The organism is Cryobacterium cheniae (genome assembly GCF_004403395.1).
Lineage (GTDB): Bacteria > Actinomycetota > Actinomycetes > Actinomycetales > Microbacteriaceae > Cryobacterium > Cryobacterium cheniae.
In genome coordinates this window covers 33041-47709 of sequence record NZ_SOGN01000008.1, presented here as the reverse complement: position 1 = coordinate 47709, position 14669 = coordinate 33041, and the positions used below count along the sequence as shown (strand labels likewise).

General features: G+C 67.5%; 15 protein-coding genes. 3 read left to right on the top strand and 12 right to left on the bottom strand.

Translation table 11 applies throughout. The features are described 5' to 3' along the window. Positions 1–6 precede the first annotated feature (6 nt). The gene (locus E3T23_RS01035; protein WP_134368566.1) at positions 7–987 is read right to left on the bottom strand and encodes a tetratricopeptide repeat protein; all 981 of its coding nucleotides are present in this window, start codon (positions 985–987) and stop codon (positions 7–9) included. After that, positions 984–2762 carry a DUF8094 domain-containing protein gene (locus tag E3T23_RS01030; RefSeq protein WP_134368565.1) on the bottom strand — a complete coding sequence of 593 codons (1779 nt, stop codon included), beginning with the start codon at positions 2760–2762 and terminating at the stop codon, positions 984–986. The genes E3T23_RS01035 and E3T23_RS01030 overlap by 4 nt, the downstream gene beginning before the upstream one ends. 251 nt (positions 2763–3013) lie before the next feature. Between E3T23_RS01030 and E3T23_RS01025 the strand changes: the two genes are divergently transcribed. Both E3T23_RS01025 and E3T23_RS01020 read left to right on the top strand, forming a co-directional pair. Then, positions 3014–4633 carry a coiled-coil domain-containing protein gene (locus E3T23_RS01025; RefSeq protein ID WP_134368564.1) on the top strand — a complete coding sequence of 540 codons (1620 nt, stop codon included), beginning with the start codon at positions 3014–3016 and terminating at the stop codon, positions 4631–4633. Positions 4634–4747: 114 nt separating this feature from the next. Further along, entirely contained in the window at positions 4748–5797 is a 1050-nt protein-coding gene (locus E3T23_RS01020) for an AI-2E family transporter (protein ID WP_134368563.1), read from the top strand. Here E3T23_RS01020 and E3T23_RS01015 read toward each other — a convergent pair. The 9 genes from E3T23_RS01015 to rpsB all read right to left on the bottom strand — a co-directional run bounded on the left by E3T23_RS01015 (position 5794) and on the right by rpsB (position 12495). Next, a complete protein-coding gene (locus E3T23_RS01015; RefSeq protein ID WP_134368678.1) occupies positions 5794–6510 on the bottom strand; it encodes an alpha/beta hydrolase in 717 nt (238 codons plus the stop codon). The genes E3T23_RS01020 and E3T23_RS01015 overlap by 4 nt on opposite strands. A gap of 41 nt (positions 6511–6551) precedes the next feature. Further along, positions 6552–6848, bottom strand: coding sequence for a hypothetical protein (locus tag E3T23_RS01010; protein ID WP_134368562.1), 297 nt, complete (start codon positions 6846–6848; stop codon positions 6552–6554). Positions 6849–6885: 37 nt separating this feature from the next. Further along, on the bottom strand, positions 6886–7584 hold the full coding sequence (locus E3T23_RS15540; protein WP_241977487.1) for an aggregation-promoting factor C-terminal-like domain-containing protein: 699 nt from the start codon (positions 7582–7584) through the stop codon (positions 6886–6888). Between the two features lie 79 nt (positions 7585–7663). After that, positions 7664–8209, bottom strand: coding sequence for a DivIVA domain-containing protein (locus tag E3T23_RS01000; protein WP_134368561.1), 546 nt, complete (start codon positions 8207–8209; stop codon positions 7664–7666). 46 nt (positions 8210–8255) lie between these two features. Further along, positions 8256–9251, bottom strand: a complete 996-nt coding sequence (locus E3T23_RS00995; protein WP_134368560.1) for a phosphatidate cytidylyltransferase — start codon at positions 9249–9251, stop codon at positions 8256–8258. A 15-nt stretch (positions 9252–9266) separates the two neighbouring features. Beyond that, positions 9267–9821 (bottom strand): ribosome recycling factor, encoded by a 555-nt coding sequence (frr, locus tag E3T23_RS00990; RefSeq protein ID WP_104103176.1) that lies wholly within the window; start codon positions 9819–9821, stop codon positions 9267–9269. Positions 9822–9852: 31 nt separating this feature from the next. Next, positions 9853–10569 (bottom strand): UMP kinase, encoded by a 717-nt coding sequence (gene pyrH, locus E3T23_RS00985; protein ID WP_134368559.1) that lies wholly within the window; start codon positions 10567–10569, stop codon positions 9853–9855. 156 nt (positions 10570–10725) lie between these two features. After that, a complete protein-coding gene (gene tsf, locus E3T23_RS00980; RefSeq protein WP_134368558.1) occupies positions 10726–11553 on the bottom strand; it encodes a translation elongation factor Ts in 828 nt (275 codons plus the stop codon). A 9-nt stretch (positions 11554–11562) separates the two neighbouring features. Then, positions 11563–12495, bottom strand: coding sequence for a 30S ribosomal protein S2 (gene rpsB / locus E3T23_RS00975; protein WP_134368557.1), 933 nt, complete (start codon positions 12493–12495; stop codon positions 11563–11565). Positions 12496–12820: 325 nt separating this feature from the next. Here rpsB and E3T23_RS00970 point away from each other — a divergent pair, with 325 nt between their 5' ends. Further along, a complete protein-coding gene (locus E3T23_RS00970; protein ID WP_241977485.1) occupies positions 12821–13516 on the top strand; it encodes a M23 family metallopeptidase in 696 nt (231 codons plus the stop codon). A gap of 66 nt (positions 13517–13582) precedes the next feature. On the opposite strand, the gene E3T23_RS00965 is transcribed toward E3T23_RS00970, so the two are convergent. After that, positions 13583–14668 (bottom strand): tyrosine recombinase XerC, encoded by a 1086-nt coding sequence (locus E3T23_RS00965; RefSeq protein ID WP_134368556.1) that lies wholly within the window; start codon positions 14666–14668, stop codon positions 13583–13585. Position 14669 lies beyond the last annotated feature (1 nt).

Sequence of the window (14669 nt, the reverse complement as noted above, 5' to 3'; positions counted from 1 at the left end):
TGGCGGCTAGTAGAGCAGCGCGGTGAGGCGGGAACGGGTCGGCGGCACCCGCGGGTCGTCCTGGCCGATGACCTCGAACAGCTCCAGGATGCGCTCGCGGATCAGGTTGCGGCCGGCCGGGTCCTGAGCGGGGAAGAGGGCGAGCAGCCGATCGAAGGCGTCCTCGATGTGGCCGCCGGAGAGGTCGAGGTCGGCGACCGCGAGCTGTGCCTGCAGGTCGTCGGGGTCGGCCGCGGCGGCGGAACGGATCTCGGCCATGGTCTTGCCGTGCAACCGGGCCAGCAGGCTCACCTGGGCCAGGCCGGCGACGGCCATCTGGTCCCGGGGATCCCGCGCCAGCGCGGTCTTGTAGAGGGCGATCGCCGCATCGTAGTCCCCACGCTCGATGGCGTCGTAGGCCTCTTGGTGCAGCGGCGGCAGCTCGGGTTCCACGGGGACCGGTGCCTCCGCCCCGGCCTCGTCGGCGACGGCCTCCGGGGCAGCGGCCATGGAGGTGACGCCGTGCTCCGCCGCCAGCTCGAACACACGGTGCAGAACCTCGCGAACCTGGCCCTCGGGTAGCGCGCCGCTGAAGAGCTGCACCGGCTGACCGCCGATGAGGGCGGCGACGGTCGGGACCGACTGGGCCTGGAAAGCCTGGGTGAGCTGCGGGTTCGAGTCCACGTCGACCTTGGCCAACACGAACTGGCCGGCGTACTCCAGGGCCAGCCTCTCCAGGATCGGGGTGAGCTGCTTGCACGGCTCACACCATTCGGCCCAGAGGTCGACGATGACCGGAACGCTCATCGAGAGTTCCAGGATCTCGCCGAAGTTCGCATCCGTGCCCTCGAGCACAAGGCTGGGCACCGCGACGGGGCCCGCCGCGGGCGCACCCGGGGCTCCGGCTGTCGCCGGGTCTCCCGCGGCCGGCGCCGCCGGACGGTTCACCAGGGAGGACAGGTCGACGGCTCCGCGCAGATTCATGCCGGATGGGGGGACAACACTCATGGGAGCTCCGTTGATGAGATCAGACCCTGGGAGAAACCAAGGAGGACGATTTTTTCGTTCGAACCTGCGGCCGGCACATGGAACAGGAGCTGGTCGGCATAGGTGCTGGTGATGCCCTTGGCCGTGGCCGTGATGCCGGAGAGGGCCTTGCTGGCACCCTCGGGGCTCACGGTCGCGCCGGCATCCACGGGTTTGACCGTCTCGGTCTCGGTCAGGCTCACGGCGACGATGCTGCCGGAGTCGTTGGTCGCCAATGCCACGGTGCGCCCGGTGCCCGCGGTCGCACCGAATTCGATGGACGCCGTCGCGGGCAGGCCTGCCTTACGCGACGTTTTCAGTTCGGTGACCTGGGTGCGGAAGGTGTCACCCTCCGCCTCGAACAGGCCGTAGGAGGGGCTGGCCTCCCCCAGCTGAAGCACATCCGCGTAGGCCGCGGCTACTTGGTCGGGCGAGAGCAGGAGGAAAGTGGAGTCGGGCGCGATGATCGGGGCGCCGATCGCCGCCGGAGCAACCTGGGGCACCGTGGCGGCCGCCTCGAGCTGGATCAAGTATTCGACCCGGTAGTCGGCCCGCGGTGACTCCTGTCGCAGCACGAGGGCCGTCGGCGCCGTGGCGGAGTCGGTCTCGTCCTGCAGGACCGTCATGACGACCCGCGGCCAGGTGGAGGACTGCTGCGGCAGGGTGAGCCGAAGAGGCGACGTGGGCAACGACGGCAGTGCGGCGATGGCCGAGTCGGCCGCGCGGATCTTATAGTTCGCCAGACGCTTTTCCAGCGCGGGGCCGGTGAACCGGGTGGAGATGGCTTCCACGTTGAGGTTCGCATCGGCATCCGCGGTCAGAGCGGCGATACCGGTCACGATGCGTTCGAGCTGCGGCACGGTCACGGCCGGCGGCGGCACGTCCTGGGCCGGTCCGGCGGTGCCGGTCGGAGCGGGCGTCGCACTGACGACGGCCTCGGGCGGCGAGACGACCGGCCAGAAATCGGCCGAACAGCCGCTGAGCACGAGACCGCTGACCAGGATCACGGGCACGGCGATCAGGGAGCGGGTGAGGGGCTTGCCCGAACCGTTGATCTGGCTCGCCTTGATGGCCTTCGGGCGGGGCACGCGCGGGAGCCGGGGCATCCGAGGCCCGCGCGGCAGGTTGCGGCGGGGGCCGTGGGAGCGGCGCAGGTGCAGGAGCGCCAACAGGTAGATGATCAGGCCGATCAGGCCGACGACGCCGCCGCCGACGATCAGCGGGCCGGCCCAGGGAGTGGCGTTGTCGGTGGGCCAGGACAGTCTGACCTCCGTGGGCGCGGGGGCCTCGCCGTCGGAGGCCACGATCATTGAGATGCCGTCCGGTATCTTGACCGTGGTGGTGACCGTGTTCTTCGCCGTGAACTCCTGCAGCCACAGGTCAGAACCCGCCGGGTTGGTGACCGTCTCCGGCACCGCCGCGGGGGTCGACGGGTCGGCCTCGGCATCCGCGCCCGGATCGACGAGTTTGCTGCTGAGGGCGACCGACTTGCCGGCCTTCCGAATGTCGACATACGGTTCGTCTCCGAGCCACGCCTTCACGTCACCGGTGCGCCCGTAGGCAAGGAAGACCGTGTCGGAACCGCTCACGGTGATCGTCTGGCTGCCCGGGACGGCGTTGAGTGCACTGGACTCGACCACCGCAAACCGGGCATCGTCGGCGACGGTGGCACTCAGGCTGACCGAGTTCGGTTCAAGAAAAATGGTCCGCTGGGCGATCCCGAGCACAATCATCGCGGCAGCAAGGACGAATGCCACTATGGCAAAAACAAAACGCACGTCAACCCTCCTGTGTCGCCGGCCGCTCATCACGCGCGCAGGCGCGTAGGACCCGGACGCGGGCCCAATCAGCAACAGACAGGACTCCTCACGATACCGGTTGCCCCTGAGAGGCACCTAATAGTCATTCAGGTTGGAACGCGCCGGTACCGTCGCAACAGACTAAAATTGTGCAAGCTCCCTCCGACAGACCGTAAACGGGGGTCAGAGCCCCAGTTTGAGGAGACAGCGTGGCGAACGACGAAGCAGACTTCACCCAGGTATTCCGCGGATATGACCGCGAGGAAGTTGACAAGGCGATCCAGGGACTGCGGCGCGACCTGGTCCAGGCGAATACCCAGAGCACCGAGGCCATGAAGGAAATCAAGCGCCTCAGCACCCAGGTCGACGATCTGAACGCCGAAATCGAAGAGGTCGGCAGCCCCACCTTCTCCGGCCTCGGCACCAAGCTCGAGAACACGCTGCGGGTGGCGGAGGAGCAGTCCACGAGGGTGATCGCCCAGGCCGATATCGACGCCGAACGGCTCCGCGCCTCCGCGGCCAGCGAAGTGCAGACGTTGCTCAGCGAGGGCACCGAGCGCGCCGAACGGACGCTGTCGGATGCCGCGGTGAAGGCCGGTCGCATCCTGAACGATGCCATCGCCGAGGCCGATGACCTGCTCGCCCGGGCCCACGAGGATTCCACCACCCTCACCCAGGACGCCGTGCATGACGCTGCTGCCATCCGCGGCGCGGTGGCCACCGAGGCTGCCGAGCTGCGCGCCACCGTGAAACGCGAAGTCGCGGCAATCCGGTCGGAAGCGGAGCGCGAGGCCGCCGAGGTGCGCGTTGTCGCCCAGCGGGAGGCCACCGAGGCCCGCGAGGTCGCTGCCGGGCTCACCAGCGAGACCGAGTTGACGCGCGCCGAGGTCGCCCACGAACTCGACCAGCAGCGCGCCGATCTCGCCCGGGAGACCGACCAGGCCCGGATCGACCTGGCAGCAGAAACTACGCAGCATCGCATCGACCTCGCCCGGGAGACCGACCAGGCCCGGATCGACCTTGACCACGAAACCGAGCAGGCCCGCAACCTCCTCGCCATCGAGATCGAGCAGGCCCGAACCGACCTCGAACGGGAGATCGAGCAGGGCCGCGCCGACCTGTTGATTGAAAGCGAGCAGGCGCAAACCGACCTGGCCCGCGACCTCGAACGACAGCGCGCCGACCTCAGCCGCGAGATGGGCAAGGCACGCGTCGCCCTGGCCGCGGAGATCGAGCAGTCCCACGCCGACCTCGGTCGTGACAATGAGCAGACCCGGGCGGACTTCGTCGCCGACAGCGAGCAGCTCCGTATCGACCTCGAGAACCATCTGACGGCCTCCCGCAAGCGTGGAGAGCACGAAGCCGCCAAGCTCAAGCGCGAGATCGACCAGGCCAGAGCCGACCTCGACGTCGAGCTGAAGGCCCGCCGGGACGAAGCGGAGCAGGCCCAGTTGCAGCGCCACCAGGAGGCGGTGGCCCAAACGCAGAAGTTCGTCGCGGATGCTGCCAGGCAGCTCGCCGAGACCAACCAGCGCACGCTCGAACTGCGTGCGCTGAACGACCAGCTGGACGCATCCGCCCGGGACGAAGTCCGAGTGTCGAAGAAGGTCGCCGAGGAATCCGCCGAACGCCTCGTGCGGGAAGCCGAGGCACGGGCCACCGCATTGGTGACCGACGCCGAATTGCGTACTCGCGTGCTCGTGGCCGACGCCGAGGAGCGCCTGTCCCAGATTAGGATTGAGCGCGACGCCGTGGCCGGATACTTCGAGAGCCTGCGCGGTCTGCTCACTCAGGCGGAGAAGGTCACCGCCAGCGACGACGACGAGTAACGCCGACACCAGCCCGACAGAATCACCAGCACAGCCACCTGCACTGCACCACCGCCGGCACCAACGTCGGCACAGTCGTCGCACCGACGCTCAGCCGTCGCCTTGGGGAGAACCGTGAAGATTCAGAATGCCTTTCGCGTCGGACTGATCGGCACCCTCGGCGTCGGCGTCGGCCTGCTCATCATCACGTCGGTGATCACGCTGCAGACGATCATCACCTACATCGGTGCGGCACTGTTCCTGGCGCTCGGGCTCGACCCGGCCGTGTCCTGGCTGGAGAAGAAGAGGTTCCCCCGCTGGGCCGCCATCCTCACGGTGCTCGTCGCCGTGATCGGGGTGCTGACCGGGGTGATCTTCGCCGTCGTTCCGATCATCGTGGACCAGGTCACCAAGCTCTCCAAGGCCATTCCGGACCTGGTCAAGTCCATCAACACCTCCACCTTCCTCGCCGACGTGCAGAAGCAGTTCCCGGCCCTCCCGCTGTCCAAGATCACCGAGTCGATCACCGATCTCGTCGGCAAGAACATCACGAACATCTCGACCACCATCATCCAGTCCGGACTGGCGATTGTCAACGGCCTCTTCGGCGCCCTGATCATCCTGATCCTCACGCTCTACTTCACCTCCTCCCTGAATGGCATGAAACAGGCCATGTACCAGCTGGTGCCGGCCTCCAAGCGGGCTCGGTTCGCCGATCTCAGCGAGCAGATCACGACATCCGTCGGCCGCTTCGTGATCGGCCAGGGAGCGCTCGCACTGTGCAACGGCGTGCTCAGCTTCATCTTCCTGTCGATCATCGGTGCGCCGTTCCCGGCGCTGCTCGCTCTGATCGCGTTCCTGTTCTCGCTGATCCCCCTCGTGGGAACGATCACCGGGTCGATCATCATCGTCCTGACCTGCCTGATCCCCGGCATCGGCAGCTCGCCGTTCACGGCCCTGGTCGCCGGCATCTATTACCTGATCTACATGCAGGTGGAGGCGTACCTGCTCAGCCCCAACATCATGAACCGGGCCGTGGCCGTTCCCGGCGCCGTCGTCGTGGTGGCCGCTCTCGCCGGCGGCAACCTGCTCGGCATCCTGGGCGCGCTGATCGCGATCCCGGTCGCCGCGGCGACAATCATGATCGTCAAGCAGGTCGTGATCCCGCGGCAGAACGAGCTCTAGGCCGAAGCGGTCCACTCCGTGGGCAGCGGCGCGGCGGCCGGGTTGACCACGGCGACGACCTCGTCGAGCACGCGGCGCGTTGCGCTCTCCCCCACCCACAGGTGTTTCCCGCCCTCCACCGCGATCAAGCGCGTGCCCGGCACACTCGCGAAGCGCTCGCGTGCCTCCTCGGGGCGCAGATAGTCGTCGAACTCGGGAATGAGCGCCACCAGGTGCGCGTCCCGGCCGGCCCAGGCGGCCAGGTCGGCAGCAGACGCCCGGTGCAGCGGAGGCGAGAGGAGGATGGCGCCCCGGATCGGGTGCTCGAGGCCGTACTTGATCGCGAGCTCGGTGCCGAAAGACCAGCCGAGCAGCCAGGGATCGGGCAGGCCGCGCTCGGCGACGAAAGCCATCGCGGCCGCGACGTCCAGGCGTTCATCGACACCGTCACCGAAGCTGCCGCCGCTGGTCCCGCGCGGCGAGGTCGTGCCGCGGCTGTTGAACCGCAGCACCGCCAGGTCGGCGAGGGCCGGAAGCCGTCCGGCCGCCTTGCGCAGGATGTGCGAGTCCATGAATCCGCCGTGGGTGGGCAGCGGATGCAAAGTCACCAGCGTGGCCACCGGCGCCCGGCCCACGGGGGTGGCTAGTTCGCCGACCAGGGTCAGGCCGTCCGCCGTGTGCAGCTCGATTTGCTCGCGCACCGCCGGCAGTTCGACTCCCGCACGGATTTCCACGCTCGACGTCACGGTTTCTCCTTTTGTGCCGCTGGTGACGGCTACTTGATCTTCCAGCAGTGCGAGTGCCAGTGGCGCCTCGCGGCGAGGTCGGACGCCTCACCCATGACGCCGTCGCCGCGCCAGGCGACCACGTGGGCGGTGCCGGGGGCGACCTCGCGGTGACATCCGGGGCACACGTACGACTTCAGGGCCTGCGGTCCCGGCACGGGTTGCACGGTCCAGAGCCCGTCGCGACGGGTTTCCGTGCGACGCCAGCCGGCGCGCATCCGCTCGAGGCCGTCATCTTCCGATCCCGGACCGGGCTTGCGGCCACGGGGTCGGTTGCTGCGGGCCATTGGGACAGTCTACGTGCGGGCCTCCGGTGCGATAGCGCTAGTACCAACCGACATCGCCGGAGTGGGCCCAGGCGCCGCACGGCGTGCCATAGCGGCCGGAGATGTAGCCGAGTCCCCACTGGATCTGCGTGGCGGGGTTGGTCTGCCAGTCGTCGCCGGCGGAGGCCATCTTGGAGCCCGGCAAGGACTGCGGGATTCCGTAGGCGCCGCTGGAGCTGTTCTCCGCATTGACGCGCCAGCCGGACTCCTTGTTCCATAGCGACACGAGGCAGTTGAACTGGTCGTCACCCCAGCCACGGGCGGCAACGGCGTCGGCCGCGATCGCCTGGGCGGACCCGGGGTCCGGCACGGCCGCGGACGGAGCCGAACTCGACGCCGATTTGGGCTCGGCCGGGACCGGAGCGGCAGCGGCAGCCGCAACCGGGACGGGGACGGGAACGGGCTTGGGCTTCTCGGTAACGGTGAAGCTGTCGCGGGTGAATGTGTTCGAGGCTGCCGTGGCAATCTGGATCTGCTGGGTTGCCTCACCATTAAAACGGTCTCCGGCAATCTGGAAATAGGGTGATGCCGTGGCGCCGGAATACGGGTCGACAACGGAGACGAGTACGAAAGCCGCAGCGGCGGTGAAGGCGAAAACGAAGCGGGAAGCGCGCCCGCGGGAGCGGGCCCTTCTCATTTTGACCTTGACGGGCCTGCCGGCGTGCTCGGACGGAATGATGTTCAATTGTCTACCCACGATTTTTCGATCCTATCGGAAATGCGACATAACAGCCAGATAACGGTGGGGATGGACTGCGGCGCGCCGCGCCGCCCGATCAACGGACGGCCAGGATCACGTCGACGACGCTGTCGAGCACGACATCGACCTGGGTTTCCCGGTAACCGCGGCGCTGGGGACGGAACACGGCGGTGCGTACTTCATCCACCGTGATGGGGAAGCCGTCTTCGAAGTACCGCACGAGTTTCTGGGCGAACCGGTCGACATCCGTTCGGTTGTAACCGACACTGAGAAGGTTGACCCGGTGGAATCGGTGTCCGTCTTTGCGGCTCAGCCGATTCACGAGCACCTGGGCGAGGTCGTGCACCTCGTCCAGCCACGCTTCGGTCCCCTGCGCCCGCGCGGCACGGTCGCGGTCCCGGATCGCAAAGGCGTCCTCGAGACGCTCGAGGGCGGCATCCACATGTGCGGGCGAATAGCCGCCCTTGTGCATGCTGAACGCGGTGAGACGGATGTCCTCGGCCGTCAGCTCGGCGCTGTCGTCAACGGAGTCATAGGCCTTTCGGGCGACTGCGAGGAATTCCTCGACCTGCGGGGCGCTGTAGCCGAGCGTCTTCTTACCGGTTCGAGGAAACGTGGTCACCGGAACATTCTGCCTCACTGCCGCGCGCCTGACGAAACCGAGGCCATCAGGCGAAGATCAGGTAGAGCGCGTAGGCGGCTGCGGCGGATGGCAGGATCGAGTCCAGCCGGTCCAGGAGCCCACCGTGGCCGGGCAGCCACGAACTCATGTCCTTGATGCCGAGATCGCGTTTGATCAGGGATTCGGCGAGGTCGCCGAAGGTCGCGCTGAGCAGGATCACGACACCGAAGATGAGGCCGAACCACCAGGGCTGGTCGAGCATGAACACGGAGAGCAGCATGCCGATCCCGAGGCAGGCGAGGCCGGCTCCGGCGAACCCTTCCCAGGTCTTCTTCGGGCTGATCGAGGGGACCATATGGTGCTTGCCGAAGCTGAGGCCGGCGGCGTACGCCGCCGTGTCGGCGGAGATCACCAGCAGAAGGAAGGCGAGGGTCCACCACTGTCCGTCGGGCTGGGCGACCAGCAGCACCGAGAAGCTGCCGAGGAAGACGACGTAGGACTGGATCAGGAAGCCCCCACCGATGTCGCCGAGAACGGTCCTGGCAGGGGCACGGTGGTCGCGCCACGCGAGGAGAGCCACCCGCCACAGGGCGATCAGCACGATCCCGGCGAGAGTGGCCAGCCACTGGCCGGTTGCGCCGAAGTAGAACGCGGCGGGCACGACGCCCACGGATGCGATCACGACCGGCACCCGTGGCACGTTGCGTCCGGCGAGGCGGAGGGCCTGGGCGAGCTCGAAGGCGGTGAAGCCCACGAACGCGATCGCGCAGACCATGAACAGGTCCTTGATGAAAATGAGGCTGAACAGCATGAACAGGCCCAGGGCGAGTCCGATCAGGGTCGCCAGGATCAGGTTGCGCCCGGTGCGCGCCTGGATGCGTTCCTGGGTGGCGTCCAGCTGCGCCCGGGTAGCCAGCATCTGACGTTCGAGATCGGCCTTCTTCGATTGCACCTGGGCTCGGAACTCGGCACGGCTGACGCCATGTTCACGTTTGGCGCGCAGCCCATCCCGGTCGCCGGGATCGCCTGATTCGTCCGTCATGAGGCTGGATCGTCCTTAGATCTCGAGGAGTTCGGCTTCTTTGCGCTTGAGGGCGTCGTCGATGGCATCCACGTGGGTCTTGGTGATGTGTTCGAGTTCTTTCTCCCCGCGGGCCACGTCGTCGTCACCTACTTCACTCTTGAGTGCGTCGAGGTCGTCCTTGGCCTTGCGGCGCAGGTTGCGCACGGACACCTTGGCATCCTCCGCCTTGGTGCGGACGATTTTCACGTATTCCTTGCGGCGGTCCGCGGTCAGCTCCGGCAGAGTGGCCCGGATGACGTTGCCGTCGTTGCCGAGGTTGGCACCCAGGTTCGGGGTGTCCCGGATGGCCTGCTCGATGTCGCGCAGCGCGCCCTTGTCATAGGGGCCGATCAGAAGCGTGCGGGCTTCCTGGTTCTGCAGCGAGGCAAGCTGTTCCAGCGGTGTCGGCGTGCCGTAGTAGTTCACCAGGATCTTGGCGAACATCTGCGGATTTGCGCGACCGGTTCGCACGGTCGCGAAGTCGTCTTTGGCGGCTTCCACGGCCTTGTGCATGCGGGCGGTGGCGTCGGACAGAACATCCGTGATCACGATGACTCCTTCTTCGGTGGCGTGGACAAGCTTAGTTGGAGACGAGGGTTCCCAGATCGGCGCCGAGAATGGCGGCCGTCACGTTGCCGTGGGGGGCCATCCCGAACACCTGCATGGGCATCCCGTTGTCCATGCAGAGGCTGAAGGCGGTCGAGTCGACGACCTTGAGGCCGCGCTGCAGGGCCTCCTGGTAGGTGATGCGGTCGATCTTGTGCGCGTCCGGGTTGGTCCGCGGGTCGTCCGAGTAGACGCCGTCGACACCGTTCTTGGCGACGAGCACGATTTCCGCGTCGATTTCGAGGGCACGCTGGGCCGCGACCGTGTCCGTGGAGAAGTAGGGCAGTCCGGCGCCGGCGCCGAAGATGACGACCCGGCCCTTCTCGAGGTGGCGTTCCGCGCGACGCGGGATATACGGCTCGGCGACCTGGGTCATCGCGATGGCGGACTGCACCCGGGTCTCGGCCCCGGCCTGCTCCAGGAAGTCCTGCAGCGCGAGGGCGTTCATCACTGTGCCGAGCATGCCCATGTAGTCGGCGCGTCCTCGGTCCATTCCGCGCTGCGACAGTTCGGCGCCGCGGAAGAAGTTGCCGCCGCCGACGACGATCGCGATCTCAACCTGCTGGGCCGCCTCGGCGATCTCGCGCGCGAGGGCACTGATGACGTCAGGATTGACGCCGAGACCGCCGGCCCCGAAGGCTTCGCCGGAAAGTTTGAGGAGGACCCTGCGCTTCTTGACCGTGTTTGACATGCTGTGCGCTTCTTCCGTTGTGCCGGCTGTGCTGGCTTCAGGTTGTGTTCTGGTTGTGATCTAAAACTACCGGGTGGGCTGCTGGGTACCCACACACAGAAGGAGACCGGATTGCGACTGCAACCCGGCCTCCTTCACTGTTGATCAAATGACCGGTTACGCGCCGACCTTGAATCGGGCGAAGCCCGAGACGGTCAGTCCCGCATCGGCGAGGACCTTGCTGACGGACAACTTGTTGTCCTTGGCGTAGTCCTGCTCGAGGAGGGCGACCTGCTTGAAGTACGCGGTGACGCGACCCTCGACGATCTTGGGCAGTGCCGCTTCCGGCTTGCCCTCGTTCTTCGAGATCTCGGTGACGATCCGGCGTTCGGCCTCAACGGCGTCGGCGGGGACGTCTTCGCGAGCGAGGTATTCGGGGTTCGCGAAGGAGATGTGCTGAGCCACGCTGCGCGCGGTCTCGGCGTCATCTCCGGTGTAACCCAGAACAACGCCGACCTGCGGGGGCAGGTCCTTGCTGGTCTTGTGCAGGTAGATCGCGAACTTCTCACCGGTGACGGATGCGACGCGGCGAAGTTCGAACTTCTCGCCGATGATCGCGGCTTCGCCGTCGATGAGCTGGCCCACGGTCTGAGCGTCGACCGGAGCGGCCAGGCCTTCTTCGACCGTGGTGGCGCCGGCAGCAGCGACCGCGTCGAGGACCTTCTCGGCCAGTGCGACGAACTTGACGCCCTTGGCGACGAAGTCGGTCTCGCAGGCGAGTTCGATCAGGGTGGCGGTGTTGCCGATTTCCTTGGCGGCGACGAGTCCCTCAGAGGTGGAACGGTCGGCGCGCTTGGCGTTGCCCTTCGCACCCTTCATCCGGAGGAGTTCGACGGCCTTTTCCATGTCGCCGTCGGCTTCAACGAGGGCGTTCTTGGTGTCGACCATGCCGGTACCGAGACGCTCGCGCAGCGCTTTGACGTCTGCGAGGCTGATGCTTGCCATGCTTGGTCCTTACTTGGTTTCTTCGGCGGGAGCGTCGGCTGCAACATCGGCTGCGGCTTCGGCTTCTTCGGCGGGTGCTTCGGCGGCGACCTCTTCGGCAGCCGGCTCGGCGACGACGGCCTCGGTGGTGTCTTCGGAAACGGCGGTCTCGTCAGCTGCCGGAGCGGTCTCGGCCGGAGCGGTCTCGGCCGGAGCGGCCAGGAGTTCGGCTTCCCACGCGGCGAGGGGCTCGATTTCGGCCTCCGGCTTGGCGTGGCGCTGGATGAGGCCCTCGGCTGCGGCGTCCGCGATGATGCGGGTCAGCAGGCCGACGGAGCGGATGGCGTCGTCGTTGCCCGGGATCGGGTACTGGACGTCGTCCGGGTCGCAGTTGGTGTCGAGGATCGCGATGACGGGAATGCCGAGCTTGCGGGCTTCGTCAATGGCGAGGTGCTCCTTGTTGGTGTCCACAACCCACAGCGCCGACGGCGTCTTCGTGAGGTTGCGGATTCCGCCGAGGCTCTTGTGAAGCTTGACGAGCTCGCGCTTCTTGATGAGCATTTCCTTCTTCGTGAAACCGCTCTTGGCGGTGTCCTCGAAGTCGAGCTCTTCGAGCTCTTTCATGCGGGCCAGACGCTTGGAAACGGTCTGGAAGTTGGTGAGGAGGCCACCGAGCCAGCGCTGGTTGACGTAGGGCTGGCCCACGCGGATCGCCTGTTCGGCGATCGATTCCTGCGCCTGCTTCTTCGTTCCGACGAAGAGGATGGTGCCGCCGTGGGCAACCGTCTCCTTGACGAAGTCATAGGCCTTGTCGACGAACCCGAGCGACTGCTGCAGGTCGATGATGTAGATGCCGGACCGCTCGGTGAAGATGAAGCGCTTCATCTTCGGGTTCCAACGGCGGGTCTGGTGCCCGAAGTGCACGCCGCTGTCGAGCAGCTGGCGAATGGTTACGACGGCCATGAGCCGTTCTCCTTGTCCGGCGAGCGCTGCGAAGCAGACGAACGCCAATCGGTTTGTGTCGTGATCGGATGATCACTACTCCTGGTGCCCGGCACAGAACCGCCCAGCTTCCGGAGGAAGCAAGGACCGAGTGGGTCTGGAGGCCGAATGGGCACGCGTAGTCAGCGCACAAAGCGCTGCTACGGAGAGTTTAGCACCCACGGAAGGAGCCTCGTGCGCGCGCCGACGGGTGCGGGCATCCCTCCCCAGCCGGGGAGGTTACGGACTCGATCACCGATGTCACCCTCGTCGGTGGCGCGCGGGACGGATGCCTCACGGTGGTGGCATGAATGTCTTCCGTCTGCTGATCGCGGCAACGCTGCTGCCGCTCGCCTGCCTGTTCAACGTGCGAAGCGACCCGCCCGCTGCGGGTCCGCCCCTGGCACCCTCTGACGCCACAGATGCGGCGGCGGCTCGGCGTGCGGCTTCTCCCGCGCGTGAGGGTGCGGCTCCGGCCTCGGCACCCGGCCCAGCGCCGACCATGGACATGGTCACGGAGGCGGACAGGGCCTCGGAGACGGGCAGGGAAACGGAGACGGACAGGGAAACGGCCACGGCCGGCACCTGGCTCTGGCCGCTGCCGCCGCCGCATCCGGTGCTCCGGGGTTTCCAGGCACCCGCCACCCTGTACGCGCCCGGTCATCGGGGTCTGGACCTGTCGGCCGAGGCCGGCCGGGAGGTGATCGCCCCGGCGGAGGGTGTCGTCTCCTTTGCCGGCGTGGTGGTCGATCGCCCCGTGGTCTCGATCGAGCATGCCCACGGCCTGGTCTCCAGCCTTGAGCCGGTCTCGGCCGGCGTCGCGGTCGGCGACCGGGTCACGGCGGGGCAACCGGTCGGACGGGTTGCCGACGGCGGGCACTGCGCGGGGCGGTGCCTGCACCTCGGAGCCCGGCTGAACGGTGGCTACGTATCGCCACTGCTGTATCTGGTCGGCGTTCCGCGGGCTGTGCTGCTACCGGCTCTCCTTGTGAAGGGCCGGTAGCGGAGGCGCAGGTGTCTGAGGTGCAGGTGTCTGAGGTGCAGGTGTCTGATTGGTCAGGCGCGTTAGTCAGGCGCGCGGGTGCGCGGTGCGGTAACTCTGCTTGAGGCGTTCCGCCGAGACGTGCGTGTAAATCTGGGTGGTGCCCAGGCTCGCGTGGCCGAGCAGCTCCTGTACGGCACGAAGGTCGGCTCCGCCGTCGAGGAGGTGGGTGGCTGCCGTGTGGCGGAGGGCGTGCGGACCGGCCGGCCCGTTGCCGGGCACGTCGGCCAGCAGCGTGGCGACCAGGCGGTAGACCGCCCGCACGCCGAGGCGCTGGCGACGAAGACCGAGGAACAGCGCGCGCCCCGGCGAGGCTGCGTTCTCGGCGGCATGGTTCGTGCCCGGCACGGGATGTGCCGCGGACGCGAGGCGTGCGGCGGGCGCGGCGGTCCTGGTGAGCACGGGGCGGCCCCGCTCGAGATAGTCGAGGATCGCGTGCTGGGCCGGCACACCGAAGGGAACGACGCGTTCCTTGGACCCCTTGCCGGTGACGCGCACCGTGAGTCGGTGCAGGTCGACGTCGGCGACGTCGAGTCCGACCAGCTCGGAGACCCGCAGCCCCGACGCGTAGAGCAGTTCGACGATCGCGAGGTCGCGCAGTGCGGCCGGGTCGTGGCCGGCGGCCCGGAGTTCCAGGTGGGTGAGCAGCTCCTGCATCTGGGTGTGGTTGATCACCCGCGGCAGGGGACGGCCGGGTTTCGGCGAGCGCAGCCGAACCGCGGGGTCGGTCGCGCTGCCGCCGGTGCGGGCCAGCCAGGCCGTGAAGCTGCGTGCGGAGGCCGACCGCCGTGCGATTGTCGCCCGGGCGAGGCCCGCCTGGGTTCCGACCCACAGCCAGTCGCGGAGCAGGTCGAGGCTCAGTCCTCCTGTGTCGCTGACGCCGCGGGTGCGGGCGAAGGAGACCAGTCCCGCCAAGTCGGTACGGTAGGCGCGCACGGTATGCACGGAGAAGCCGCGCTCAGCGGCCAGGTAGACCACGAAATCGTCGATATAGGCCTCGAGGAGGTGCACCGGTACGGGCGCCGGCAGCGACTCCAGCGGCGACTCCAGCGGCGGCTCCGGCACGGGAACCGGCGGTGGAACCGGAACCGGAACCGGCTCAGGCACGGTCATC

Bases quoted from the DNA above. Each gene is read 5' to 3' on its own strand.
- tsf (WP_134368558.1), bottom strand. From the start codon at position 11,553: ATGGCAAGCATCAGCCTCGCAGACGTCAAAGCGCTGCGCGAGCGTCTC.
- pyrH (WP_134368559.1), bottom strand. From the start codon at position 10,569: ATGTCAAACACGGTCAAGAAGCGCAGGGTCCTCCTCAAACTTTCCGGC.
- E3T23_RS00995 (WP_134368560.1), bottom strand. From the start codon at position 9,251: ATGACGGACGAATCAGGCGATCCCGGCGACCGGGATGGGCTGCGCGCC.
- E3T23_RS00970 (WP_241977485.1), top strand. From the start codon at position 12,821: ATGAATGTCTTCCGTCTGCTGATCGCGGCAACGCTGCTGCCGCTCGCC.
- E3T23_RS01035 (WP_134368566.1), bottom strand. From the start codon at position 987: ATGAGTGTTGTCCCCCCATCCGGCATGAATCTGCGCGGAGCCGTCGAC.
- E3T23_RS00965 (WP_134368556.1), bottom strand. From the start codon at position 14,668: ATGACCGTGCCTGAGCCGGTTCCGGTTCCGGTTCCACCGCCGGTTCCC.
- E3T23_RS01010 (WP_134368562.1), bottom strand. From the start codon at position 6,848: ATGGCCCGCAGCAACCGACCCCGTGGCCGCAAGCCCGGTCCGGGATCG.
- rpsB (WP_134368557.1), bottom strand. From the start codon at position 12,495: ATGGCCGTCGTAACCATTCGCCAGCTGCTCGACAGCGGCGTGCACTTC.